Source organism: Streptomyces marokkonensis, assembly GCF_008312835.1.
Taxonomy (GTDB): Bacteria; Actinomycetota; Actinomycetes; order Streptomycetales; family Streptomycetaceae; genus Streptomyces; species Streptomyces marokkonensis_A.
On sequence record NZ_VSKS01000007.1, the window covers coordinates 251,960 to 276,263 of the forward strand.

25 protein-coding genes and 1 pseudogene are annotated in these 24,304 nt (G+C 71.7%); 12 read left to right on the forward strand and 14 right to left on the reverse strand.

Going from position 1 to position 24,304, the window contains the following annotated elements; translation table 11 throughout:
* Positions 1 to 258 precede the first annotated feature (258 nt).
* Positions 259 to 1,359: a hypothetical protein gene (locus F1615_RS15060; RefSeq protein WP_149549475.1), complete on the forward strand. Its 1,101-nt coding sequence runs from the start codon at positions 259 to 261 to the stop codon at positions 1,357 to 1,359.
* 87 nt (positions 1,360 to 1,446) lie between these two features.
* A complete protein-coding gene (locus F1615_RS15065; RefSeq protein ID WP_208818317.1) occupies positions 1,447 to 1,728 on the forward strand; it encodes a hypothetical protein in 282 nt (93 codons plus the stop codon).
* On the opposite strand, the gene rpmF is transcribed toward F1615_RS15065, so the two are convergent.
* The 4 genes and pseudogenes from rpmF to F1615_RS15085 all read right to left on the reverse strand — a co-directional run bounded on the left by rpmF (position 1,695) and on the right by F1615_RS15085 (position 3,773).
* A complete protein-coding gene (rpmF, locus tag F1615_RS15070) occupies positions 1,695 to 1,865 on the reverse strand; it encodes a 50S ribosomal protein L32 (RefSeq protein WP_149549476.1) in 171 nt (56 codons plus the stop codon). The two genes, F1615_RS15065 and rpmF, sit on opposite strands and share 34 nt — an antisense overlap.
* A gap of 127 nt (positions 1,866 to 1,992) precedes the next feature.
* Positions 1,993 to 2,251: pseudogene (locus tag F1615_RS36305) on the reverse strand (hypothetical protein); the annotation flags it as partial.
* Between the two features lie 137 nt (positions 2,252 to 2,388).
* Positions 2,389 to 3,162 carry a hypothetical protein gene (locus tag F1615_RS15080; protein ID WP_149549477.1) on the reverse strand — a complete coding sequence of 258 codons (774 nt, stop codon included), beginning with the start codon at positions 3,160 to 3,162 and terminating at the stop codon, positions 2,389 to 2,391.
* Positions 3,159 to 3,773, reverse strand: coding sequence for an ABC transporter ATP-binding protein (locus F1615_RS15085; protein WP_149549572.1), 615 nt, complete (start codon positions 3,771 to 3,773; stop codon positions 3,159 to 3,161). The genes F1615_RS15080 and F1615_RS15085 overlap by 4 nt, the downstream gene beginning before the upstream one ends.
* Before the next feature lie 366 nt (positions 3,774 to 4,139).
* Here F1615_RS15085 and F1615_RS15090 point away from each other — a divergent pair, with 366 nt between their 5' ends.
* Positions 4,140 to 5,315, forward strand: a complete 1,176-nt coding sequence (locus F1615_RS15090; RefSeq protein WP_149549478.1) for a PP2C family protein-serine/threonine phosphatase — start codon at positions 4,140 to 4,142, stop codon at positions 5,313 to 5,315.
* Positions 5,316 to 5,351: 36 nt separating this feature from the next.
* Here F1615_RS15090 and F1615_RS15095 read toward each other — a convergent pair whose 3' ends face one another.
* A complete protein-coding gene (locus tag F1615_RS15095) occupies positions 5,352 to 6,095 on the reverse strand; it encodes a helix-turn-helix transcriptional regulator (RefSeq protein ID WP_244328742.1) in 744 nt (247 codons plus the stop codon).
* A gap of 54 nt (positions 6,096 to 6,149) precedes the next feature.
* Between F1615_RS15095 and F1615_RS15100 the strand changes: the two genes are divergently transcribed.
* Positions 6,150 to 7,331 (forward strand): MFS transporter, encoded by a 1,182-nt coding sequence (locus F1615_RS15100; protein ID WP_149549480.1) that lies wholly within the window; start codon positions 6,150 to 6,152, stop codon positions 7,329 to 7,331.
* A 74-nt stretch (positions 7,332 to 7,405) separates the two neighbouring features.
* Here the strand turns inward: F1615_RS15100 and nadE are convergent, their stop codons facing one another.
* On the reverse strand, positions 7,406 to 8,236 hold the full coding sequence (nadE, locus tag F1615_RS15105) for an ammonia-dependent NAD(+) synthetase (protein WP_149549481.1): 831 nt from the start codon (positions 8,234 to 8,236) through the stop codon (positions 7,406 to 7,408).
* A gap of 197 nt (positions 8,237 to 8,433) precedes the next feature.
* Here nadE and F1615_RS15110 point away from each other — a divergent pair, with 197 nt between their 5' ends.
* Positions 8,434 to 9,012, forward strand: coding sequence for a dihydrofolate reductase family protein (locus F1615_RS15110; protein WP_149549482.1), 579 nt, complete (start codon positions 8,434 to 8,436; stop codon positions 9,010 to 9,012).
* Here F1615_RS15110 and F1615_RS15115 read toward each other — a convergent pair.
* Positions 8,994 to 9,704: a helix-turn-helix domain-containing protein gene (locus tag F1615_RS15115; protein ID WP_149549483.1), complete on the reverse strand. Its 711-nt coding sequence runs from the start codon at positions 9,702 to 9,704 to the stop codon at positions 8,994 to 8,996. The genes F1615_RS15110 and F1615_RS15115 overlap by 19 nt on opposite strands.
* A 129-nt stretch (positions 9,705 to 9,833) precedes the next feature.
* On the opposite strand from F1615_RS15115, the gene F1615_RS15120 reads away from it, so the two are divergent.
* Both F1615_RS15120 and F1615_RS15125 read left to right on the forward strand, forming a co-directional pair.
* Positions 9,834 to 10,409, forward strand: coding sequence for a dihydrofolate reductase family protein (locus F1615_RS15120; protein WP_149549484.1), 576 nt, complete (start codon positions 9,834 to 9,836; stop codon positions 10,407 to 10,409).
* Between the two features lie 145 nt (positions 10,410 to 10,554).
* Entirely contained in the window at positions 10,555 to 11,016 is a 462-nt protein-coding gene (locus F1615_RS15125; RefSeq protein ID WP_149549573.1) for a GNAT family N-acetyltransferase, read from the forward strand.
* Positions 11,017 to 11,295: 279 nt separating this feature from the next.
* On the opposite strand, the gene F1615_RS15135 is transcribed toward F1615_RS15125, so the two are convergent.
* Complete coding sequence (locus tag F1615_RS15135; RefSeq protein WP_149549485.1) at positions 11,296 to 12,234, reverse strand: sigma-70 family RNA polymerase sigma factor; 939 nt, start codon at positions 12,232 to 12,234, stop codon at positions 11,296 to 11,298.
* Between the two features lie 10 nt (positions 12,235 to 12,244).
* Positions 12,245 to 13,435, reverse strand: a complete 1,191-nt coding sequence (locus F1615_RS15140) for an NAD(P)/FAD-dependent oxidoreductase (protein ID WP_149549486.1) — start codon at positions 13,433 to 13,435, stop codon at positions 12,245 to 12,247.
* A gap of 410 nt (positions 13,436 to 13,845) precedes the next feature.
* On the opposite strand from F1615_RS15140, the gene uppS reads away from it, so the two are divergent.
* Both uppS and F1615_RS15150 read left to right on the forward strand, forming a co-directional pair.
* Positions 13,846 to 14,532: a polyprenyl diphosphate synthase gene (gene uppS, locus F1615_RS15145; RefSeq protein ID WP_244328755.1), complete on the forward strand. Its 687-nt coding sequence runs from the start codon at positions 13,846 to 13,848 to the stop codon at positions 14,530 to 14,532.
* A complete protein-coding gene (locus F1615_RS15150) occupies positions 14,529 to 16,016 on the forward strand; it encodes an oxygenase MpaB family protein (RefSeq protein WP_149549488.1) in 1,488 nt (495 codons plus the stop codon). Before uppS ends, F1615_RS15150 begins: the two co-directional genes overlap by 4 nt.
* Positions 16,017 to 16,251: 235 nt before the next feature.
* On the opposite strand, the gene F1615_RS15155 is transcribed toward F1615_RS15150, so the two are convergent.
* Positions 16,252 to 17,430, reverse strand: a complete 1,179-nt coding sequence (locus tag F1615_RS15155; RefSeq protein WP_149549489.1) for a Cmx/CmrA family chloramphenicol efflux MFS transporter — start codon at positions 17,428 to 17,430, stop codon at positions 16,252 to 16,254.
* Positions 17,431 to 17,868: 438 nt separating this feature from the next.
* Here F1615_RS15155 and F1615_RS15160 point away from each other — a divergent pair, with 438 nt between their 5' ends.
* On the forward strand, positions 17,869 to 18,756 hold the full coding sequence (locus F1615_RS15160) for a septum formation family protein (protein ID WP_149549490.1): 888 nt from the start codon (positions 17,869 to 17,871) through the stop codon (positions 18,754 to 18,756).
* A gap of 347 nt (positions 18,757 to 19,103) precedes the next feature.
* Positions 19,104 to 19,619: a hypothetical protein gene (locus F1615_RS15165; protein WP_149549491.1), complete on the forward strand. Its 516-nt coding sequence runs from the start codon at positions 19,104 to 19,106 to the stop codon at positions 19,617 to 19,619.
* Between the two features lie 298 nt (positions 19,620 to 19,917).
* Here the strand turns inward: F1615_RS15165 and F1615_RS15170 are convergent, their stop codons facing one another.
* The 4 genes from F1615_RS15170 to F1615_RS15185 all read right to left on the reverse strand — a co-directional run bounded on the left by F1615_RS15170 (position 19,918) and on the right by F1615_RS15185 (position 23,144).
* Positions 19,918 to 20,475, reverse strand: coding sequence for a dihydrofolate reductase family protein (locus tag F1615_RS15170; protein ID WP_149549492.1), 558 nt, complete (start codon positions 20,473 to 20,475; stop codon positions 19,918 to 19,920).
* Positions 20,476 to 20,664: 189 nt separating this feature from the next.
* Positions 20,665 to 21,426 carry a 3-keto-5-aminohexanoate cleavage protein gene (locus F1615_RS15175; protein ID WP_149549493.1) on the reverse strand — a complete coding sequence of 254 codons (762 nt, stop codon included), beginning with the start codon at positions 21,424 to 21,426 and terminating at the stop codon, positions 20,665 to 20,667.
* Positions 21,427 to 21,489: 63 nt separating this feature from the next.
* Entirely contained in the window at positions 21,490 to 22,074 is a 585-nt protein-coding gene (locus F1615_RS15180; RefSeq protein ID WP_149549494.1) for a YdeI/OmpD-associated family protein, read from the reverse strand.
* A gap of 110 nt (positions 22,075 to 22,184) precedes the next feature.
* Complete coding sequence (locus F1615_RS15185) at positions 22,185 to 23,144, reverse strand: helix-turn-helix domain-containing protein (protein ID WP_208818318.1); 960 nt, start codon at positions 23,142 to 23,144, stop codon at positions 22,185 to 22,187.
* A gap of 109 nt (positions 23,145 to 23,253) precedes the next feature.
* Here F1615_RS15185 and F1615_RS15190 point away from each other — a divergent pair, with 109 nt between their 5' ends.
* The gene (locus F1615_RS15190) at positions 23,254 to 24,285 is read left to right on the forward strand and encodes a saccharopine dehydrogenase family protein (RefSeq protein WP_149549496.1); all 1,032 of its coding nucleotides are present in this window, start codon (positions 23,254 to 23,256) and stop codon (positions 24,283 to 24,285) included.
* The last annotated feature ends 19 nt before the right edge of the window (positions 24,286 to 24,304 follow it).

Here is a 24,304-nt window from a genome sequence, read left to right on the forward strand (position 1 = left end):
TCGGGCGTCATGCTGGGCAGGCCCGTTGCGGGAGGCCCTGCAGCGTCGTACGCGTCCTACGGTGCTCACCAGAAGGGACTGCCGGGCCGGCCGGAACTCATCGAAGCACGGACGGGCGGCGGCCCGACGCCCCCCGGCGGTCCGAGTGGATCCGGCAGGCGCCGCAGGAGGCCCCGGACGGCTCCGACCGCGCACTGATCCTGATGACGCAGCAAGATGGAACGACAGGGAGTGTCGGTGAACCGGGGAGGTGCGGTGATGCACGACGACACCGAGAACGGCGAGGCCGCCCCGGCACGGGACGATCCGTACGTCGACGAGCCCGACGCCGAGGACCTCGACGAGTACGCCGAGCCCGAGCCGCACGACGAGGAGCCGGAGCCCTACGCCACGGCGGACACGGCCACCGCCGCCGACGCGGCCGCTGCCGCTGCCGCCGGTGTGCATCCGGACGTCTATCTGGACGTTCCGGTGCTGAAGGTCGACGAGATCGACCTGGACGTCGAGAACCTGCGGGCGCATGTCTCGCTGCAGGCCGAAGTGCTGGATCTGCTGAAGCTGAACGTGGGTGCCGACGTCGCCCTCGGCCGAGTCCACCTGGGCATCACGGGCGTGGAGGCACAGGCCCGGCTCGAGGTGCGGCTCGACAACGTCGCGATGATCATCGATCGGGTGCTCACCACGCTCGATCGCAACCCGGAGATCCTGCACGAGCTGGCACGGGGCGTGGGATCCGCCGTGCGGGACGTCGGTGGCGGAGCCCGCCAGGCCGTCGGCGAGTTGGGTACGGGCGCCGGCCGGGCCGTCCAGGACGTCGGCGAGGGCGCCAGGACCGCGGTTCAGGACGTCGGCCGCGGTGCCGGCCGCGCCGTTGAGGACGTCGGCCGCGGAGCCGGGAGAACCGTCGAGGACGTGGGCCGTGGCGTCGGTTCGGTGGCCGCGGACGTCGGCCGCGGGGCCGGGAGGGCCGTCGAGGACGTGGGCGGTGGGGCCGGGAGGGCGGTTCAGGAGGTCGGTGGTGAAGTGGTCCCTGAGGCGGTGGGGGAGGCCGGCCAGGTGGTGGGCGGAGTCGCCGGGAGCGCGGCCGGGCAGGCCCGGAACGTGACCGAAGGGGCGGAGGAGACGCTTGCGGAAGGCGACCGTGCCGTGGCGGACGCAGCCGGCACGTCCGAGGGCACCGCACGCCGGGCGGAACCGGTCGGACGGAGTGCGGTACGCAGGGCGGGAGCCGGGGACCGGGACCCTGCCGTCCGGGGGCAGAGCGGCACCCGCAAGCGTCGGGTGCGCGCCGAGGACGGGAAGCCGGCACCGAGGCCCCGTCGCCGCCGCGCTGCCGAAGAAGAGGAGGAGCCGCCCTGAAAGGCTGACGCGCCGGGTCCGCAGGGTGTCGGCCGATCCCCTGCCGGGGTGAGCCCGGGCCCGGGAGGCGGGGGAGCGCACAGCCCGGTGTGGGACATCTCGTTCAGGTCGACGGTCCGCTCCGAACGTCTCCGCTTCGCGGAGGAACCCCGCACCGCCGTCCGCTTCCCCGGCACCGGCGAGCGGGAGTCGATCAGCCACAGCGACCGGGACCACCTCCCCGAGAAGGTCGTCCCCGGCCGGGACTACCACGACGTCACCGTCGGCTACCGCCTGGAGACCCGGCTCACCGGGGAGCCTGGTCGCGCACGGAGCGCCGCCGACGGCACGGATGCTCAGCCCTCCGGACGCAGCAGGCCGCGCCGGTAGGCGGGTACGAGGTGCTGCGGAACCCGGTAGGTCACACCGTCCACGGTGACCGGAACCAGGTTGGGCGCACTCGCCTTCCACTGGGCCCGGCGGTGACGGGTGTTGCTGCGGGACATCTTGCGCTTGGGCACGGCCATGGGGTGCTCCTTGGAGTCGAGACGGTCGTGCGGCGTGCGGGCGCACTCGCCCGTCGGACCGCACCGGGTGGGGGCCACAGCATACGACAACGATTTTCATGTGCGACTGACGGCTCACCCCACCGCTGCCCGATCGCGCCATGCCGTACCAGAGCCTCGCCGCGAGGGCGGGCGAGGCGGCCTTGACGACGGCGTGCACCCGCTCGGCCATGACCCGGTCCGCGCCCTCCATCTCGGCGATCTTCGCGAGTACGTCCCGCTCCGCCTGCGCGGACCTGTCCGCGGCCGAACCGCGCCGCGGCCTTCCGCTCCTGGGCGTGTTCCTTCATCGCGGCCCGCTCCTCGGCCGTGAACCCCTCGTACGCGCCGCTCCTGGTGCTGCCCATGATTCCTCCCGTGACCGCGTGTCCCGACCGGGCCCGTACGCCTGGCCGGCCCCGGTGCCTGCTGTGCTCACAGGCTCTCCCGCCGGCGCCACGGACCGCCTCCGTGCCGACCACGGAAACCACCACGGACGGGACGGTCAGGAGCCGGCGTGGTGCGTCCGCGGCGGCTGGTGGGTGCGGGTACGGAGGACGAAGGCGCCGAGTGCCGTGACCGTCATGGCGGTCAGCCAGGCCGTGCTGTTGAGCAGAGGGCTCAGGGTGGCGTCCCTGGTGAAGCCCGCGGCGAGGCTGGTCTGGAGCGAGCCGTAGCTCGGAAGCAGCTCGACCAGGGGTTTGTCGGCGGTGGTACTGGCGACGGGATTCTGCGGTGCGAGGTCGATGATGCTGGTCATGATGATCGTGACCAGCCCTTCGACCTCACCGCGCAGGAAGAGGGCCAGGCACATGCCCATGGCCCCGTAGACCAGGCAGACCGCCAGGACCGCCAGGCCCAGCAGGAAAGGCTGGAGGGGAGTCCAGAACAGCAGCATCCAGGCGGTGGCGTAGGCACTGACCAGCACTGATGCGACCAGGAGCATGGTGAGCTTGGCACCCATCAGGGCGGTACGGGGATAGCCGGCGGCAGTCAGGCGACGGTCGAAGGACCTGGTGCGGCGTGCGGCGCTGAACATCAGGAATCCCACGAGGAGGGACACGGCGTTCAGGGAGCCGCTGATCATCGTGATCTCGTCTCCGCCGGCGCGCAGCCAGGTTCCGGTGGCGCGCAGGCGGAAGGGAAACGTCTTCGGCGTGGTGAGGGTCTTCGCCACGGTGATCCACAGCGGGATGAAGGCGATCAGGAGCACGGCGGCCAGCCGGTTCTTCGCCATGGCCAGCAGGGCGTACCGGGTGGCGACCAGGTAGGCGCTCATGCGGTGTCCGCCGTGGGTGAGGGACCGAGGACGCCGTCGTGCAGATGGTGCAGGACGTCCAGCCGTTCGGCGTCGTGGGCGAGGTGGGAGATGACGACGACGGTGCGGCCGCGGCTTCGCAGTTCCTGGGCCAGGTCCCAGAACCGCAGGTAGGTCTCCCAGTCGAACCCCTGGTACGGCTCGTCGAGCAGCACGACGTCCGGGTCGTGCATCAGGGCCAGCACCAGGTTCAGCTTCTGCAGGGTGCCACCGCTGAGGACTTTCACCGGAGTGTCCAGATAGCGGGCCGCCGAGAGGCCGTCGATCAGCCGGAGCGCGCGGCCGGGACTCGGGAGACGGTAGGCGACCTGGAAGAGACGCAGGTGCTGGCGCATGGTCAGTTCCTCGTCCAGGACCGGGTGCTGCGGGCAGTAGCCCCGGGTACCCAGCAGGTCCACGCGTCCGTCGTCGGGGCGCAGGTCGCCGCTGAGGATGCGCAGCAGGGTGGTCTTGCCGGCGCCGTTCTCTCCGACGATGCCCACCAACTGCCCCGCACGCGCCTCGAAGCTCACCCCGCGCAGGACCTCCCGGGACCCGAAGCTCTTGCGGACCGCCGTGACGCGCAGCACCACGTCGACGGACGGCGGGCTCGAACCGGCCACGGGGGCTCCTCGAGGGCGGGGGAGTGCGGAGGTTCCGACCAGTCAACGATGCACGAGCCTGTCGGGAAACGTCATGAACGCGTGCGGCGCGCCCTCCGGAACGTGGAAGTGAGCCGGCACGGAGGCTCGGTCCTGAGCGTCGTCCTGCGGCCGGGACGGCCCATCCCCGAGAGCGCCCGACGGATCGCTGACGCCGCAGCTCCATCGCACTGTCCATGTCACACTTCGCCGTCGCCCGCGGACCGCGCCCTCCTGTCCTGACCAGGTAAAAAGGGCACTTTGGGTGAGGTCGACGAAACTCGGGGAAAAAGATGCGGCAGCCGACGGGAGGTTGTCGTGAGAGGTGGAGACGTGGAACTGGGCGCATTGCTGTCCGCCGCGGAGGCGGCGCCGCCCGGTGAGTCCGTTGAGGTCGTCGCACACGATCTGCAGAAGCGGTTCGGTGCGGAGCGGGTGTCCTTTCTGTTCGCCGACCTCGTCGGTCAGCGGCTGGTACGGCTCGCCGCGACCGGCTCCGACGTCGCGGCCTCCGACGAACCGATCGACCTGCAGGGCAGCGTCTACGACCGCGTACTGCGGAGCCAGCGCCAGCACGTGGAACCGGACAGTCAGGACGGACGGCGCGTCATCACGCCCGTCACCAACCGGGGCGACTGCATCGGCCTCCTGGAGGTGACCCTGCAGTCCGCCGACGACACCGTACTCCGGCAGGTCCGCGACGCGGCCCACGCGCTGGCCTACATCATCGTCACGGACCGCCGCTTCACCGACCTCTACCACCTGGGCCGGCGCACCACCGAGACCAGCCTGGCCGCGGAGATCCAGCACCAGCTGCTTCCTTCCGCCTCGTGCTGCGAGGCGGCCCAGTTCACCCTCGCCGCCGGGCTGGTCCCCGCCGACGACATCGGTGGCGACACCTACGACTACACCCTCGACCGCGACACCCTGCACCTGTCCGTCACCGACGCCATGGGCCACGACACGAACTCGGCCCTGCTGGCCACGTTGCTCGTCGGCGCACTGCGACGGGCACGCCGCAGCGGCTGTGACGCCCTCCTGCAGGCCAACCACGCGCACCAGGCCCTGCTGAGCCACAGCCGCGGCCTGGCCACCGGTCAGCTGCTCTGCGTCGACCTCGAAACGGGCCTCTGCGAACTGGTCAACGCAGGTCATCCCCGGCCGCTGCGACTGCGCGACGGCACCGTCGAAGAGGTCGAACTCGCCGTCAACCTGCCGTTCGGTGTGGTGGCACCGACCCCCTATCGTCTGCAGGAACTGCAACTGCGGCCCGGGGACCGCCTGATCCTGCTGACCGACGGAATGCAGGAACGCGGCGCCGCGTCCGTGGACCTGGCGGCGCTCGCCCACGAAACCCGCGCGCTGCATCCACGCGAAGCCGTCCGGAGCCTGACCGCCGCAGTGCTCGACGCCTGCCACGGCAACCTCAGGGACGACGCCACGGTCCTGATACTGGACTGGCACGGCAGACGTCGCAGACCGGCCGAGCACTGACGCCGCCGGCGGTCGGCCACGGGCTCGTACGTGCTGTCAGTCCGTCGGGTGGGAGCCCGGGGTGTGGCCGAAGGCACGGCGGAAGACGTCGATGAAGGTGCTGGCGGAGGACCAGCCGCACCGGTGGGCCACCGAGGTCACCGGCGTGCCCCCGGCCAGGAGGACCAGGGCGTGGTGCAGGCGCAGTTGGGTGCGCCACTGCGGGAAGGTCATGCCGAGGTCGCTGCGGAACAGCCGGGAGAGGGTGCGGTCGCTCGCCCCGACCTCGCGGCCGAGTTCGGCGAGCGTGCGGCTGTCGCCCGGGTCGGCCTGCAGGATGCCGCACAGGGAGCGCAGCACGGGCGCGGTGGGAGTGGGCAGATGCAGCGGCTGCCGGTGCGACGCGCGCAGCTGGTCGAGCAGTACCGCGCGCAGACGGGCCCGTTCGGGGCTGCCGTCGTCCTCGGTGCGGGTGTAGTGGATGATCAGCTCGCGCAGGAGCGGGCCGACGGCCAGCACGGCCGGTGAGCGGAGGCCGAGCGGGTTGTCGGTGACGGGCAGTCCCACCAGGTGCAGGTCGAGTTCGCCGTAGGCCCGGTGTGCGTGCACGGTCCCGGCAGGTACCCAGATGGCGCGCGTGCCCGGGGCGACCCAGGATCCCTCGCTGGTCGTGACGGCCAGCACTCCGCGGCCGGCATAGACGATCTGGTGGTCGTCATGCCGGTGGGCGTCGATCGCAGCGCCGGGCGCCAGCCACCGGGTGCGGGTCGGAGCCGTCGGATCGTGGCGGACTTCCATCATTGAGTGACAGTTTATCGGAAGCGCGTCACGGTTCCGGGCTCGGATCATGACGGGATGCGGAGAAACACACCGATCGTTCTGCTGTCCGTGGGCCACGCCTGCGTCGACGTGTACCAAGGCGCCGTGGCGGCCCTCGTGCCGTTCTTCGTCGCCGAACGCGCCTACACCTACGCGGTCGCCTCGGGCGTCGTACTGGCCGCCTCGCTGCTGTCCTCGGTGGCGCAGCCGGTGTTCGGCGCGCTCACCGACCGCCGTGCCGTGCCCTGGCTGCTGCCGGTCAGCACCCTGCTCGGCGGCGTCGGCATCGCACTCAGCGGGCTGAGCGGCTCCTACGCGCTCACCCTCGTGTTCGTCGCGATATCAGGCATCGGCGTCGCCGCCTACCATCCGGAGTCCGCCCGCGTCGCCCGCATCGCCACCCGGGGCAGCCACCGGGGCATGGGCTGGTTCGCCACCGGGGGCAACATCGGCTTCGCTCTGGCCCCGCTCCTGGTCACGTCCGTGGTCGCCACCGGAGGCCTGCGCCGGACACCGCTGCTGGCGCTGCCGGCCCTCGCGGGCGCCGCGATGTGCCTGCCCGTGGTGCGAGCGCTGCAGCGGAAGCGGGCCGACGGACCCGGTACGACGCCTGCGAAGGGCGGTGACGACACCGCCTCCTTCGTGAAGCTGTCACTGGCCGTGGCGTTCCGGTCGATCACCCTGGTCGGTCTGAGCACCTTCATCTCGCTGTACGCCCGGCAGCGCCTGGGCGGCAGTACGGCCGCCGGCACCGCGGCCCTGTCCGTGCTGTACCTCGGCGGAGCGGTCGGCTCGCTGCTGGGCGGCTTCCTGGCGGGCCGCTGGGACCGGGTGACGGTCTCCCGGTGGTCGTACCTGCTCACGGCAGCGTCCGTCGCGGGGGTGGTGTGGGTGCCGGGCCCGGCGATTTACCTGTTCGTGGCGCTGACCTCGGTCGGCCTGTACGTGCCGTTCTCCCTGCAGGTCACGCTCGGCCAGGACTACCTGCCCTCCCGGGTGGGTACCGCCGGCGGGATCACCCTCGGTCTTACCGTCAGCATCGGCGGCCTGGCCACTCCCGCCATCGGCGGACTCGCCGACGCCACGTCCCTGCAGACCGCTCTGACGCCTCTCGTCCTGATGCCGGTACTCAGCTGGCTGCTGTTCCGCACCCTGCCCGAACCGAGGTGCCCGATGCCCGGCCTCACTGCCCGCTCCGAGAACCGGGCCGCGCCCTGACGGCGTCCCGGCAACTGCCGTCACGCCGACCGACGTCCGAGGTGCCATCGGGCGGGCCGGTCGGCGGGCCGGTTTCAGGGGGCTGCGGGCAGCCGGCGCTTGTGGTCGGTGCGGCGGTAGTGGCGGAGGATGGTGTCAAAGGCCCGCCTGTCGACCGGCTTGCCTTCGAGGAAGTCGTCGATGACGTCGTAGCTGACTCCGAGCGCGTCCTCGTCGGCCTTGCCCGCGTCGAGGCTCTCCAGGTCGGCGGTGGGGACCTTCCACACCAGCTCGGCGGGTGCGCCCAGCGCGTCCCCGAGGGCCCGCACCCGGCGCTTGGTCAGACCGGCCAGCGGGACCAGATCGGCGGCGCCGTCACCGAACTTGGTGAAGAAGCCGGTGACCGCCTCGGCGGCCTGGTCGGTGCCGACGACGAGTCCCTCGTGCGCGCCGGCCACCGTGTACTGGGCGATCATGCGCTGGCGTGCCTTGATGTTGCCGTGCACGAAGTCCTGGTGGCGGGCGTCGAGGAACGTCACCCCCGCGGCGATCGTGCCCTCGAGCGCGGCGTCGGCGGCGGGCTTGATGTCCACCGTCAGCACGTGGTCCGCCCGGATGAAGGACAGCGCGCGCTGGGCGTCGTGCTCGTCGGCCTGGACCCCGTAGGGCAGGCGCATGGCGTAGAACCGTGCCTCGTGCCCGGCGGTCCGCGCGCGCTCCACGGCGAGCTGGCACAACCGGCCCGCGACGGTGGAGTCGACGCCACCACTGATGCCGAGCACGAGGGAGCGCAGACCGGTCGACGTCAGCCGCTCGGTGAGGAAGGCCACCCGGCGCTCGGTCTCCCGCGTGGCCTCGAAGGTCTCGGTGACACCCAGTTCCCGGGCGATCTCCTGCTGCAGCTCGATGGACGCCGACTCGCTCAACTCTGCTCCTTGATCCGGCTCACGATTGCTGTCGGGGTCCGCCTACCCGGGAGCTCTGCGGAGAATCCGGACCGCAGGGACGCCGCCCGGCAGCGCGCTCCGCCCGCGTCCCGGACCCGATGTCGTTTCCGTCCAAGACGGCCGCCGCGGTCCCGGTCTAGCGTGCACCCCGTACCCGAGTAAGAGGAGACAGCACCATGCGTGACCTGGTCTACACCGGCTTCATGTCGCTCGACGGCGTCGTGGACTCGCCCGGCGGCGGGCCGGGGGAGGAGCACCGCAGCGGAGGCTGGGTGTTCAAGGACCTCGAGTTCGTCGAAGAAGCCTGGTCGCTGAAGGGCGAGGAGCTCGCCGACACGACCGCGCTGATGTTCGGCCGCCGCAGTTACGAGGCGTTCGCGCCCGTCTGGCCCGGCTCGGAGGACCACGCCGCCTACAAGGACCTGCCCAAGTACGTGGTGTCGTCCACGCTGACCGACGACGCCCTCGTCGACGGGTGGGGGCCGACGACGCTCCTGCGTTCGACCGGGGACGTCGCCGCACTCAAGGAGGGCGAAGGCGGCGCGATCTTCATCCACGGGAGCGCGGAGCTGGCCCGCAGGCTGTCCGACGAGGGCCTGATCGACCAGTACAACCTGCTCGTCTTCCCCGTGCTGCTCGGAGCCGGGAAGAGCCTGTTCGGCCGGGCCGACCGGGACAAGCACATGCTGACGCTGCGCGAGTCCGAGAGCTACTCGAACGGGATCCTCAAGCTGGTCTACGACGTCAGGCGCTGATCCACATCGAGGGCGATCGCACCGCCGGCGCCCTCGCGCAGCTGCCCGGCGGTGCGTCCGACGTAGCAGCGCAGTGCCCTGGCCAGGTGCGGTTCGTCGAAGTAGTCGAGCTTGGCCACGACATCGGCGGCCGGGACGCCGGCCGCCAGCAGTTCCGCCGCCGTGCGGGCCCGCTCGATCTGCCGCACGGCGCCCCGCGTCAGCCCGGTCGCGGCGCGGAACCGGCGCTCGATCGTGCGCTCCGAGACGGCCGGGCGGTGCCCCCGCAGGACGTCGGTGACGAGCGGGTCACGGACCACGATCCCGGCCCGGACGAGACGACCGACGAGAGCCTCGGCGTCGTCGGGGCCGGGCGTCCGCCAGCGCGTGCCGTCCAGCCGGAACGTCCGGCGCGTGGTGCCGGGGAGTCCGATGCCGCCGTCGACCAGCTCCGGCGTGGGCACGGCCCGCAACGAGGTGCCCACGGCGAACTCGATGCCGGTGAACGTCGCGCCCTGCGGAACCGGGGCGGTGACGGTCCGGGTCTCGGGGCCGGTGACGCCCGCGTGTGCCCGGCCGTCCTGCTCCCAGAACACCAGACCCAGGCGTACCCCCGCGACGGACGTCATCGCCGTGACCTGCTCGCTTGTGCATGTCCACACGGTGTCGACCCATGGCGAGTCGGACCGGCGCGTCTCGAACAGCAGTCCCACGGGGGCAGGATACGCCGCGCCGTGCCGGGGCCGAAGGCGCTCCCTCGACCAGGAGGCCCAGCGAGCCGCGATGAGTCCTGCGACGTCCGGCGGTCATACTGGCGAACCTGTTGCCGAGGAGGGCTTCTGATGCGCAGCGTGACCTATTCGATGGGCGTCTCACTCGACGGCTACATCGTCGGGCCGGACGGTGGCTTCAACTGGACGGCGCCGGACGCGGACGTCTTCCGCTTCTGGATCGACGACATCCGGGAGGTCGGCGTCCACCTGCTGGGACGACGGCTGTACGAGACGATGCTGTACTGGGAGACCGCGGACGAGGACCCCTCGCTCGGCGACGCGGAACGCGAGTGGACCGCGCTCTGGAAGCCGCTCCCGAAAGTCGTCTTCTCCACCACGCTGTCGGAGGTGCGGGGCAAGGCCCGCCTGGCCTCCGGTGACCTGGCGGAGGAGATCGAGCGGCTGAAGGCCGAGCCCGGCGAGGGCGATATCGCGATCGGCGGCGCGACCCTCGCCGCCGAGGCGGCCGCATCGGACCTGATCGACGAGTACCGGATCATGGTGTACCCGGTCCTGGTGGGCGGTGGCATTCCGTACTTCCCCCGGCACGAACGCCGGGTGGATCTCGAACTCGTCGAGAGCCGCACGTTCGACTCGGGAGTCGTCCACATGCGCTACCGCGTGGCCCGCCGGCCGGCGTCGTAGCTCAATCATGTGGGACGAAAGTGGCTGGTTGTGACTCTGTGGCCTGTGTTTCTGTGTCCGGGTGAACATCGAGAGCTCCGGGGTGCCGGAGGAGAGGCCGAGCCGCTGGGTCAGGCAGAGGGCTGATGGCGATGTCGAGGTGTGCGTGCGGGTCCTCGCGGAGGTCCATGCGCGCGACGGCTATCCGGTGAACTGGCCGGATCAGCCCGGCGAGTGGCTGTCACGCGGTCCTCTGCTGGGCTCCTGGGTCGCCGAACTCGATGGCGGCCTCGTTGGGCATGTCAGCTTGTCGCAAGCCGGCGAAGGCGATCTGGCCCCGAAGTTGTGGAGCGGGCGGAACGCGGCGACGCGGGGTATGACCGCCGTGGTCAGCAGGCTGTTCGTTGCCCCACAGGCGAGGGGCCGTCGGATCGGTGCGCTGCTGATCGGCCAAGCGGTGGAGGAAGCGCGGCGTCGTGGCCTGCATCCGGTGCTCGACGTCGTCGCATCCGACACCGCGGCGGCAGCCCTGTATGAGCGGCTGGGCTGGGAGCTGATGGCCACGGTCGAGCAGCGGTGGAGTCCGCACCAGACGGTGACCGTCCGCTGTTACGCGGCGCCGTCGTGACGTGGTCGGTCGTCACCACTCGTTGATTTCCGGAAGGCGTGCGCCGTGTCGGCCCGCACGCGGTCGGGCCGGGTGCGCGGCCTGCCCGGCCGTGATCGCCGTTCGACGCAGTGCCGCCCGTCCGGCGAACGATCGAGCTGCTCAGGGAGCGCGGCCGGGCGGCCTGGACCAGGCTCGAGCGTGTGGCCCCGATGCCGGGTGCGGCCGGAGGCGGTCAGGGAAACCCCGAGGGGTGCCGTCCTCGGTCCGAGTCAGGTCACCGAGCTCCGGTGGTGCCGGTCACCAGGTGCCGATGACCGGCGCGTCGAGATCGTGGTGCCGCCAGGCCCGGTTCAGCCGCGTGAGCCGGTCCGCGGCGGCGATGCCGCACAGGGACGCGACCTTGCCGTCGCTGACCTCGAACGCCACGGCGCCCACGACCCGGTCGTCGATCACGGCGAGGACCGTCGGGAGGCCGTTGACCGGCGCGATGTGGAACACGGGCGAGCCCCCGGCCAGCCGTCGCTTCGCCGGCGTGGGCTTGAAGCCGGCCCGTACGTAGGTCGCGACCCGTTCGCGCGTCCGGTACCGCAACAGCCGCCTGCCCAGCCCGGCACCGTCCGAGACCGCCGTCACGTCCTCGGTGAGCAGCGCCACCAGCCGTTCGGTGTGCCCCGACGCGGCCGCGGCGAGGAACTCCTCGACGACCCGGCGCGCGGACGCGGCGTCTGCCTCGCCGCCGCGGCGGCGCTCGGCGGTGACCCGGGCCCGCGCCCGGTGGAGGTGCTGCTGGCTCGCGGACTCGGTGACGTCGAGGATGGAGGCGATCTCGGCATGGCTGTACGAGAAGGCCTCACGCAGGACGTAGACGGCCCGCTCGACCGGCGACAGGCGTTCCAGGAGGATCAGTACGGCCAGGGACACCGATTCGCGCTGCTCGAAGGTGTCGGCAGGGCCCAGCATCGGGTCGCCCTGGAGAAGCGGCTCGGGCAGCCACGCACCGCTCGCCCGCTCGTGGCGCACCTGCGCCGAGCGGAGCCGGTCGAGGCAGAGATGGGTGACGACCTTGGTCAGCCACGCCTCCGGCACCTCGACCCGTTCACGGTCCGCAGCCTGCCAGCGCAGAAACGCGTCCTGAACCGCGTCCTCGGCGTCGGCGGCCGAGCCGAGCAGACGGTACGCCAGCGAGGCCAGCCGGCCCCGGCTGGCCTCGAACCGATCGATGGCTGCGCTGTCCACGCGAAACAGCCTAGGCGGCCACTCCCACACCGGCCCGGCCCGGCGCGTCCGCCAGACGGCGCCTGCGCCTGGGCATGCCGAAGGTCGGATGGGCGATGCCCCACCCGGCCCCGGTGAGCACGCCCGACTTGAGCCGCGCGGCGGTCCGCCCGCCCAGGTACCAGGACGTCGACCGCGCGTCCCCGTCCACCATCTGGAAGATCGCGTCCCGCCGCCCGAGGCTGATGTGGTTGCCGTGGTACTTCAGCCCGGTGGTCGGCACCTCGCCTCCCGTCAGGCGCGCGATGATCGCCGCGGTCGCCTGCATGTTGGTGTAGCCGGCCGAGGCGCAGGACATCGGCAGCGGACGGCCGTTGTCGCCGATCGCGTAGGCGCAGTCACCGGCGGCGTACACGTCCGGGTGCGAGACGGAGCGCATGGTGCGGTCGACGACGATCTGGCCGGTCCCGACGACTTCCAGTCCGCTGACGGCCGCGAGGGGATGCACGGCGAACCCGGCCGTCCACACGGTCACGTCGGCCGGGAGTGACCTGCCGTCGGCGGCGATCGCCCGCGTCGGCTCGACGGCTTCGACGCCGCTGTGCTCGTGGACGGTGATGCCGAGCCGGTCGAAGGCCCGGCGCAGGTGGTGCCGGGCCTTCGGGGAGAGCCAGGACCCCGGTTCGTCGCGGGCCGCGAGCACGACCGAGAGGTCGGGCCGGGACTCTGCGAACTCGGTGGCGGTCTCGATGCCGGTCAGCCCCTCCCCGACGACCAGCACGGTGCCACCCCCGGCCAGATCCGACAGGCGCTCACGCAGACGCAGCGCCGAGGACCAGCCGGTCACGTCGTAGGCGTACTCGGCCACGCCGGGGACGCCGTGGTCGGCTACGGAGCTGCCGAGCGCGTAGAGAAGGGTGTCGTACGCCAGCTCGCCGTCGCCCGCCTCACCGGTCACGGCGACGGTCCTGCGTCGGGGGTCGACTCCGGTCACGCGCGCCAGACGCAGCCGTACCCCGGTGCCCGCGAAGACGTCGGCGAGCTTGCGGAACGTGAGGTCCTGACCGGCCGCGAGCTGGTGGAGCCGCATGCGCTCGACGAAGTCGGGCACGGCGTTGACGACGGTGATCTCGGTGTCGGCGGGGGAGAGCCGTCGGGCCAGATTTCCGGCGGCGAAGGCCCCGGCGTATCCGGCGCCGAGTACGACGATGCGGTGCTTCATGACGTTGCTCCTGTCTCGTTCGCGTGCGCCTTGAACGAGATGGCGCCCCGATTGCTGACAGAAGCCGGGTGTGACCCGCGTCACGGCCGCAGAGGGAGGGCTCGGACGTATGCGCCAAGGGTGAGGTTGCCCCGGATCGGCCCGTCGGAGCCACTCCGCGCTGGGAGGATCCGGACAGGCGAGTGCGCCGGTGGGGGCGCGGGTGAGGCGGGGTGGGCGTGACCGATCGTGGCACGACCGGCCGTGCCGTTCCGGGAGGGGCGGGGCCGGGCATGACGGACCACGGCGTCCGGGACGGACGCGCGGTGACCGCGGACCGGCCCGGCCGGGAACGGCGGAGCGACGGGCCGGGCGGACAGCGGCCGGGTGACGGGGCGGCGCGTGCGGTGCCCCGTCACGTGGCGTGTGTGATGGACGGCAACGGGCGGTGGGCGGAGCGGCGTTCGCTGCCGCGGACGGCGGGCCACAACGCCGCGGAGGCCACGGTCATCGACATCATCGAGGCCGCTCGGTCCGCCGGCGTCGGGTGGCTCAGCCTGTACGCCTTCTCCACCGAGAACTGGAACAGGCCGGGTGCCGAGGTCGACCACCTGATGCGGCTGGTCCGCCGGGTGGTGCGGAAGCACGCGCCACTGCTGCTCGCCCGCGGCATCCGCTGCCGCTTCCTCGGGGTCGCGGATCCGCGCATTCCCCGGGACCTGGCGCGGGACTTCGAGGACCTGACGACACTGACCGGCGACAACCGGGGCATGACACTGACCGTGGCGTTCGACCACGGCGGGCGCCGGGACATCGTCGAGGCCGCCCGGTCGCTGATCCGCAGCGGGACGCCCGCGGACGAGGTGACCGAGCGCCTCTTCGCCGAGCACCTGCCGTGGCCCGACACCCCGGACGTGGACCTCGTCATCCGGACCTCCGGCGAGCAGCGCATCTCCAACTTCATGCTCTGGAAGGTCGCCTACGCCGAGTGGGTCTTCCCCGAACTGCTCTGGCCGGACTTCCGGGCCCCCGACTTCCTCGCCTGCCTGCACACCTACCGGGACCGCGACCGCCGCTTCGGCGGCCTGCCGCACCAGACGAACGGAGACGCACGATGAGGACAGGAACGACCGGCGCGAACCCCAGGGACACCACGCGACCGGCCGACGGAACGCCGGTGTTCGGGCCGGATTCGCAGTTCCACGCGTTCTTCGACGACCCGCGCTGGGCGCTTGCCGTGATCCGCGCGACCGTGCTGGAGGCTGCCCATCCGCAGATCGGCGCCGCCCTCATCGACAACTCCACCTTCGTCGCCCACCCCTGGCGGCGCCTGCGCAACACCTTCCTCAGCATGCGGCGCATGTTCGGCGCCGACCCCGCGGTACGCGAGCGGGAAGCCGCCCGGCTCAACCGGCTGCACGCCCGCATGAGCGGCTCGGACTCCCGGGGCCGGGCCTACGACGCGATGGACCGCGCGACTCGCGCCTGGGTGGTCGCCACCCTCTTCGAGAGCGCCGTCACCATGTGCCGGCTGAGCGGCCAGCCGCTCGACCAGGACACGATGGAGCGGATCTACGCCGAGTACCTCGCGTTCCTGGCCGCCCTCGACGGTGACGCCGAAGAACTCCCCGCCACCCTGCACGACTTCTGGCCGTACTTCGACCGGGTCGTCGAACACGAGTTGGAGAACACCGAGGCCGCCCGCGTCATCCTCTACCGGCTTTTCGACCACCTGCCCGCTCCTGCGTTGTTCGACGGCGCGCCGACGCTGTGGGCGGCGGGCCGGGCGGTCGCGGGACCGGTCCTCGGCGCGATCACCGTGGCGTCGCTCCCCGAGCCGTACCGGCGCCGGGCGGGCCTGCCGGAGATGCCCGGCGCCCAGACCCTCATGCGGGGCGCCTACCTCGCCGCCGGACTGGCCCGCTTCCTGCCCGAGGGCTGGCTCAACGCCGAAAGCGTCATCGAAGTCCTCTCGCTCTCACCCGCGAGCGACGATCCCCGCTCCCGGACCGTGGCCGCCCTGCGCGGCCGCATGAAGCGGGCATCGGCCCTGCTCCGCCTCATCGGCCCGCTGGGCGGCGTTCCCCATCCGGCCCCGGCCTCCGCGGCAGACCCGGGAGAGGGACGGCGCTCAGCGGGGGAGTTCTTCCACCAGGTGCTGGACCAGACCGGCGACGGCCACCTCGACTGGCCCGACCTCGCCGCCATGGCCCGCGAGCTCTCGACCCGCCTCGACCTCGACGAACCCGAGGAGACCCGGCTCTACGACGCCTTCGCCGCATGGTGGCGTGAACTCCAAACCGCCCTCGACACCGACGGCGACGGCCGCGTCAGCGCCGACGAGTACGCCGCCGCTGCCCCCTCCCTCGCCGGGCCGGCGCTCATCCGTGTCGCCGACGTGCTCTTCGACGTCACCGACAAGGACGGCAGCGGAACCATCGACGCGGAGGAGCACCAGGCGCTCTTCCGCACCGCCTTCCACCGCGACCTCACCACCACTGACGGAACCTACGGCCGGAGCGCCTTCGTGAGCGACTTCCTCTCCTTCATGTCCGCCCGCCGCACCAGCACGCCCTACGACCCTCTCCTCGCTGAAGCCTGAAGGACCGCCCGGGCGATCACGCGTACGTCTCCGGCCGCCGGACCGCGAGCGCTTCACCACCGACCGCTCGGACGGAGCCCTGGCGCCGCCTCGAGCCGGTGCGACAGGCGGATTCTCAGCACCAGCTCTGATTGGCGGACCTCGGAGGGAAACGGCGCTCTCGGCCCTCGGCATCGCTCTCGTCCGGCTTGTCGAGAACGGCCAATTCCGCCCGCGACGCCAAGTTGGCGCAGACTCACCGGAGCGCCTCGGCGCTCCGGCCCGCCGTGACCACAGCGCGGAAGGGCAACACGATGAGGAGTGCGATCGCGACCATGAGGCCGCTCGCCCACAGCGGCCCGAGGTTCCCGGCCGGGGTGCTGAGGGCGGTGGCGGCGATGAGAGGGCCGACGGCGGCGCCGACGTTGAGTGCCGCGGTCGCGTACGCCCCGGCCATGGTGGGGGCTTCCGCGGCCTCGTAGAGGACTCGTGTGATCAGGGTGCTGCCCAGTGCGAACGACAGGGCGCCCTGCATGAACACGAGGGCGAACAAGATCACCGGCTCGTGAACCAGCACGGCCAGGGCCGGCCAGCCGATGAGCAGCAGCGGACCGCCGACTGCGACGATCAGGCCGGGACGCCGGTCGGACAGACGGCCGGCGACGGTGATCCCGACGAGGGAGCCGGCCCCGAAGAGCACCAGAGCGACAGAGATCCACAACTCGCCCAGCCCGGCGGTGTCGGTCACGACGGGAGCGAGGAAGGTGAAGCTGCCGAACGTGGCAGCGTTCACCAGCGCGCCGAGCAGCATCACCAGAAGCAGGGGCCGCCTGGCGAGTTGGGCGAGCTCCGCCCGCAAGCCGGGCCCGCCAGGCGCCTCCTCCATCGCCCGTCCCGCCGGGACTGCCTTCACAACGCAGAGAGCCGCAGGCAGGCAGAGAGCGGCGACGGCCCAGAAGGCGGCCCGCCAGCCGAGCACCGCGCCGAGTGCCGACCCGCCAGGGACACCGGCGATCGTGGCCACTGTCGTGCCCGACAGCAGTACGGCCAGCGCACGTCCCTTTCTGCTGGCTGGGACCAACGTGGCGGCGGCGGTGAGAGCGACGGCGAGGAATCCTGCGTACGCGAGCGCGGCGACGACCCGGGTGGCGAACAGGACCGGGAAGCTGCTGGTGACGGCACCCACGCCGTGAGCTGCCGCGAAAGCGAGGATGAACCCGGCAAGGCTGGACCGCCTGGGCCAGTTGCGGGCGAGCGCGGCCACGAGGGGAGCGCCCACGACCATGCCCACCGCGAAGGCCGAGGTGAGGGTGCCTGCTGTCCCGACCGCGACGTCGAGATCCGCGGCCAGGTCCGGCAGAAGGCCGGCGAGCATGAACTCCGAGGTACCCATGGCGAAGACCGCCATGGCAAGCAGATACAGCGAGAGAGGCATCGAGTGGCTCCGAGGTGAGGAGAAGCGCGAGAAGGTCATCTCGTCACCGCGGCCAGCCCCGAGGGCACACGCGCCCGGCCGCAGAACGCGGCGCGACGACAGGGCTACGAACTCAGTGGTTCAGGGGCTGACGGCGTGACCGAAAGCCCCCACCGTGTCCGACTCAGGACTCGACATGGCCCGCACGGTACCCGACCGATGCCCGTCGAGGCATCGTGCTTTTACGGTCTTGACCCGCGCCGCCAAGGTCCTGCTCGCAGCGGCCGCCCTCGCGGTCCTCCGGACTCTCATCCGTGAGCGGCCCGGATACAACCCTCGCGGCCCGCCGCGAGTCAGAGAGGCTGCGACGAGGATGGGGGCCTCCGCGCAACCGGTCCGCGGGGATGGCATACGATGCGCGCGACCCTCGTAAAGATCACATAAAAGGATGTCCGCGTCATGGCACACCGCGCCCCCTATCGTTCTCTTCGCGGCATATCTGCGGTAGCCGCCCTGATCGCGATCGGCGCGGTGGGCTGCTCGGACGTCACCGACGCCGTCGACAGCGCCAAGGACGGCGCGAAGAAGGCGGCCCGCCAGCGCTCGGTGTTCTCCCTCGACGTCGGCGACTGCTACAACCCGAACGGCAAGGCCGAGGGAACGGCCTACCTCGTCGAGATCGTGCCCTGCGACGAGGCTCACGAAGGCCAGGTCGTGGGCGAGTTCGCCATCGACGAGGGCAAGGAGTACCCCGGTGACGACGGGGTCTCGACGATCGCGGACAAGCGCTGCCCGGTCGAGGCGCAGAAGTACGCCCCGGACACCTGGGCGCTCCCCAAGGGTGCCGCCCTCTTCTACTACACCCCGACCAAGGAGAGCTGGGCGACGGGTGACCGCGCGGTGAGCTGCACCTACACCGCGGAGAAGGGCACGCTCAGCGGCTCGCTGGACACGGTGAAATCCCTCAAGCCCGAGCAGACCACGTACCTCAAGGGGTCGAACGCGGTCTACGCGGCCCTGTGGGAGAACCAGCCCGAGAAGGACACCGTCGAGGCCGACCTGCCGGGCTACAAGGCGCAGGCCAAGGCCGTCGCTGCCGCCCTCGGCACCCATGTCGAGGGTCTGGACGGCATCGAGGGCGCCGAGGTCGGCAAGCTCCGCGCGACGCTGACGAAGGCGGCCGGGAACTGGGAGAAGGCCGCGAACGCCGCCGACGCCGACGCGTTCTACCTCGCCTACGAGCCGGCGTTCACCGACATCGACCCGAACAAGTCGGTCGCCGCCCGGAAGGAACTGGGGCTGGCCACCACCGTTCCGGCCGACGAGGCCGAGGTCTGGGCGGGCTGACGCCCCGTCGGATGGGCCTGTCGCGGGGCCCGCGGCCCTTCGAGGCTGCGGGCCCCGCGGGGCGGTCACCCGAGCGGCATGCGGCCCGCGGGCACTGTCGAGGCGAGATGTCCCGCCCCGCCGTCACGGCGTCCGCCGGCCGGACGAGTTCCTCGCGTGACGCTGATCCCTGTGCCCGGTCTTCGGGGACCGCCTTCCGTGCTCGGTCGGCAACTCAGGCGCAGGCGACGGCGACATTCCCTTTTGTCCTCTGGCGGACGCGCGTAGACCACGGGCATCATCTGTCTGCACCGCCTGCACAGCCGTCCCCCCCCGAGAAGCCTGGCCCACCGCAGGAAGGTCCCCACATGAAGGTCATCAAGGTCCCGAAGCTCCGTTCGGTCCTGACCGCTCTGGCCCTCGTCATCGCCCCCGGCGTCGCCGTCATCGGCACCGCCGGCGAGGCCGCCGCCGTCACCAAGATCAGTCACGCCACCGCGACCTCGATGTTCCGCGACGTCGGCATCACCTGGTCGTCGTCCGGCAACTGCTCCAACCGCAACAACTCCACCTGTACGTCCTTCGAGCAGCTCAACCTGGCCACCGCCCAGGGCGCCCAGACCCTCAAGCGGGCCAGCGGCTGCGCCCTGAACATCACCGGCGGTACCGAGACCGGACACGCCTCCGGCACGTACTCGCACTGGAACGGCTACAAGCTCGACTTCAGCAAGTACACCTGCGTCGGTAACTACATCAAGAACAACTTCACCTACATCGGCGTGCGCGGCGACGGTGCCCCGCAGTGGCGCTCCGGCTCCGGCAACATCTACGCCGACGAGGGCAACCACTGGGACGTCCTGTACTACAACTGCGGCGGCTGCTGAGTCCGTCCGACGCCCGGTCCCCGAGGCTCCTCCGGCGGTCGGCATGCTCCCGCCGGAAGAGCCGCCCCCGCCGGGCCCACGCCCTGGCACGTCCTCAGCTGCTGTGGCGGCTGAACAGCCGTCTCCAGCGGGGTCCGGGTCACTCCGCAGAGGCAGGGAGGCGCACGTGCCGCACCGTTCTGATTCCCGAGTTCCGCCACCGTGGACCCGGCCGGGCAACCGGTGGGGCCGTAAGGTGTATTGGCCCATGCTGTGCGTCGCGGTGGGTCTGCTCGTGAGATGAGAGCACCGGGGCGGCTCAGCGCGTGCGGTAGCGCGCGTAGATCAGTCCACTGTCGAAGGCACGTTCCTCGACCAGCTCGAGATCGAGGCGCACGCCGTCGGGGAAGAACCGCTTGCCGCCGCCGACCACGCTCGTGGTGATGAACAGGTGGTACTCGTCCACCAGGCCCGCCGCGACGGCCTGGGCCGCCAGGTTCGGGCCGTCGACGGTGAGGTCGTGGTCGGTCTCGGCCTTGAGCTTGCGCACCGCGTCCGGGTCGAAGGTCCGCTCGATCCTGGTCCTGGCGCTGGACACCGACTCGAGCGTCGTGGAGTACACGATCTTCTCCGCGGCCTGCCAGTCGCGGGCGAACTGGAGAATGTGCGGCGGCTGGTCGGGCTCGCTGTGCGCGGTCTCCCAGTAGACCATCGTCTCGTACATCCGTCGGCCGTAGAGGTACGTGCCGACTGGGCGGAAGAGGTCGTTGATGAAGGTATGCACCTCCTGGTCCTGGGCCCCGGTGCCCAGGTCGCCCTCCGCCGCCTCGGCGTAGCCGTCGAGCGAGGTGATCATCGAGTAGATGAGCTTTGACATGCGTCTCCTTAGGGTACGAGCGCGTCAGTCGGCCGGCGGTCCTGCATGAGGTGACTTCCGCGCGACCCGGAACTCATCGATCGGCCGTCCGTTTCCGTCAGGCGCCAGGTCCCGGCCGAAGCGCCTCGTCGGCGGGTTGCCCGCACGGTTCCGCGTCCTGGCCGGCCGCTGCGCGAAGCGAGTGGCCCCCTATCGGTCGAAGGTCGTCATCACGCCCGGGCCGCCACGCTGTCCGGCTTGTTGAATGATCTCTCGCGCCGCGAGGATGAGGTCGGCGTTCCTCTCGGCCGGCGTACCGTCGGGCAGCCGGAGCACGTCTTCCAGGCCGATCCGTGCGTCCAGCCGACGGGCGGCGGCCAGGCGAAGGACGGGCCAGGCGGCTTCGTCTTCGCCGTGCAGAAGGACGGGCGAGGTCGTGGCCGGACGGAGCCCGTCCAGCAGACCGGCCGCGGATGGCACCGCGGTCCGCGGATCGGTGTCGGTGATCTCGGCCAGGATCCGCAGGACGCGGTGGGACTCCGGCCAGTTGAGGAAACGCCGTGCTGCGGGAGTCCCGGAGTAGATGCCTGCTTCGATGCCGATACGCCGCTCCAGCAGGGCGGTGGCGACTTCGGCCGCGCCGTCCTCGTGCCAGTTCACGGACGCGTGATCCGGCAGCACAGTCCAAGACCGGACCTGGGCGGCGCGCGTTTCGGGATCCGGTGTGGCCCAGGCGCCGGTGGTCACACCGACAGGGATGCCCGGGACGGCGGCCCGCACCGCGGTGAGGGCCGCGGCGACGGCGGCGGGGTCCAGGGTGTCCTCGCCCTCGCCGTTCTTGGGGTGAAGGTGGATGTCCTGGGCGCCGGCGGCGACGGCCTCGCGGGCTGCCGTTGCCAACTCCTCCGGTGTCACGGGGAGATGAGCGCATTCGGCACGGCCTCTGGCACCGTTCAGACAGGCTTGCAGCATGGGCGGCATCCTCTCAGGCGGAGCCGACAGGCCAGGACCGTCTCGGCAGTGCCTCTGTGACGATCACCCGTCGGCCGCCCGCCGCCCCTCCGCCAGGTCCCGTACCGCCCGCTCCAGCCGCGTCCGCCGAGTCTCCGGCGTAGCGGCCTGGAGCAGCGGGAGCATCACGAGGTAGCGGGCGGTCCGGTCGAGCGCGTCGAACGCCGCACGTGCCGCCGGATCCGCGGCCAGCGCCGCAGCAAGGTCGTCCGGGACAACAGCTGTCGCCTGCGACGCGTACGCGCGGTCCCAACGGCCGTCCTCCTGGGCCCGTCGGACCTCGGCGAGGCCGGGCTCTCGCATCCGGCCCGCCGCTGCCAACGCCGCGACCTTCTCGACATTCACCCGTGACCACAGGCTCCTGGGGCGCCGCGGCCCGTACTTCTGCAGGTAATACCGGTCGTCCAGGCCCCGGCGCTGCCCGGAGATCCAGCCCCAGCACAGTCCCACGTCGACCAGTTCGTCGTCCGTGACCGATGCGATCCCCGACGCCTTCTTCGCAACCTTGACCCACACGCCCTCGCGACGGGTGTGATACCCGGCCAGCCAGTCCTCGAAGGCCGCCGCGTCCGGGAACGCGACGACTTCCACCCCGTTGAACGCCTCCATGCGGGCCAGGCTAGCCCGGCCGCACCCCGGTCCGTGGGCAGGCGGGTCGGGCTCCTCACGCGCGACCACACCTACGACGCCGTCATGGCCGCCTGCCCTCTCAAGCCGGTTCAGGGGAGGTTGTCGAGCTGGTTCCGCGTACGGAAGGTGCGGCGGTAGGTGTGCGGGGGCAGTCCGACCACGCGGTTGAAGTGCCGGCGCAGCGTGGTGGCGGTGCCCATGCCCGTGGCCGCCGCGACGGCGTCGACGCTGTCGTCGGTGGTCTCCAGCAACTCCTGGGCGCGCCGGATGCGTTGGGTGAGCAGCCACTGCAGCGGGGTGGTACCGGTCGTGGTCCTGAAGTGGCGGCCCAGGTGGCGGGAGCTCATCCGCGCCCGGCGGGCCAGGTCTTCCACCGTCAGCGGCTGGTCGAGCCGTTCGAGCACCCAGGGGAGCAGTTCGGCGAGGGGGTGATGGCCGGGGGCGGGCACCGGGGCCGGGATGAACTGGGCCTGGCCGCCGTCCCGGTGCGGTGGCACGACCAGGCGGCGGGCGACCTTGTTGGCGGTCGCCGAGCCCCGGTCGAGTCGGATGAGGTGCAGGCACAGGTCCATGGCGGCGGCCTTGCCTGCGGAGGTCAGCACGCTGCCGTTGTCCACGTAGAGGACGTCCGGGTCCACCTGCACCTCCGGATGGCGGTCGGCCAGCGCTCGGGTGTGTGCCCAGTGCGTCGTCGCGCGCAGTCCGTCGAGCAGGCCAGCGGAGGCCAGTACGAAGGCGCCCGTGCACAGGGAGACCACGCGTGCACCCGCCTCGTGGGCGGCGCGCACCGCGTCGACCAGGTCGGCGGGCGGGGCCTCGTCGATGTCGGCCCAGCCCGGGACGATCACGGTGTCGGCCTGGGGGAGCCGGTCGAGTCCGTGGTCGGGCTCGAGCAGGAACCGGCCGGCCCGCACCGGGCCGGGCCCGCAGACGACGAGGCGGTACCACGGACCCGCCACGCCGTCCGGGGCGGAGCCGAAGACCTCCTGGGCCAGAGCCAGTTCGAAGTGAAGCATCCCGTCGGTGACGGCCAGCGCAACCGTGTCCACGTCCGGAAGTGTACGGGGCATGTCGTTCCGGACACTCGTGCGAGCCTTCCGCGCCCGCCAGGATGGTCGCGACGGAGCTGAACGGATCATTCGAACGAAGGAAGCACCCATGACGACGGCACCCAGGGTCGCTGTGTACGGCGCGTACGGACACACCGGACGGTTCGTGGTGACGGAGCTGCAGGAGCGCGGGTTCACTCCGGTGCTCTCCGGCCGCGACGCCGGCAAGCTGAAGGCGCTGTCGTACGGAACCGGGCTGGACGCCCACCCCGCGTCGGTCGACGACCCGCCCTCGCTCGACCGGGCGCTGGCCGGCGCGGCGGCCGTGATCAACTGCGCCGGGCCCTTCGCCACGACGGCCGTCCCGGTGATCGAGGCGGCCCAGCGGGCCGGGATCCCGTATGTGGACGTGGCGGCCGAGATCGAGGCTGTCGCCGATACCCTCGCGTACGTCCCCGACCGGCCACGAGACGCCGGGGCGGCGCTGATCGTTCCCGCGATGGCCTTCTACGGGGGTCTCGGCGACCTGTTGATCACCACCGCCATGGGCGACTGGACGGCTGCCGACGAGGCGCACATCGCCTACGGGCTGAGCGGTTGGCATCCCACCGCCGGTACGCGTGCCGCCGGCGCGGTCTCGCGGGAGCGGCGGAACGGCCGGAGCGTCCGCTACCGGAACGGACGGCTGGAGTACCACGGGGAGGACCTGCCCACGCTGGAGTGGCCCTTCCCCGCCCCGATGGGCCCCCGGGCCGTCATCGGGGAGTTCTCGATGGCTGACGTCGTGACCGTTCCCAGTCACCTGTCCATCCCCGACGTGCGCACCTACATGGCGGTCGAGGCGGCCCAGGACATCGCGGCCCCGGACACGCCGGCACCGGCTGCGGCCGACGAGTCCGGACGGTCCGGGCAGACCTTCCTCGTCGATGCCGTCGTGCGTTCCGGCACCAGTGAACGGCGTGCCGTGGCCAGGGGCCGGGACATCTACGCCGTCACCGCGCCGCTCGCGGTGGAAGCGGTCGACCGCATCCTCACGGGACGGACCCGGACGACCGGAGTCGCCTCCGCGGGCGAGGTCTTCGACGCCCCCGGCTTCCTCCGCGCACTGTCCCCGCACATCACCCTGGAACTGTGCCCGTAGCGAGCGGGCGGGGTTCTGC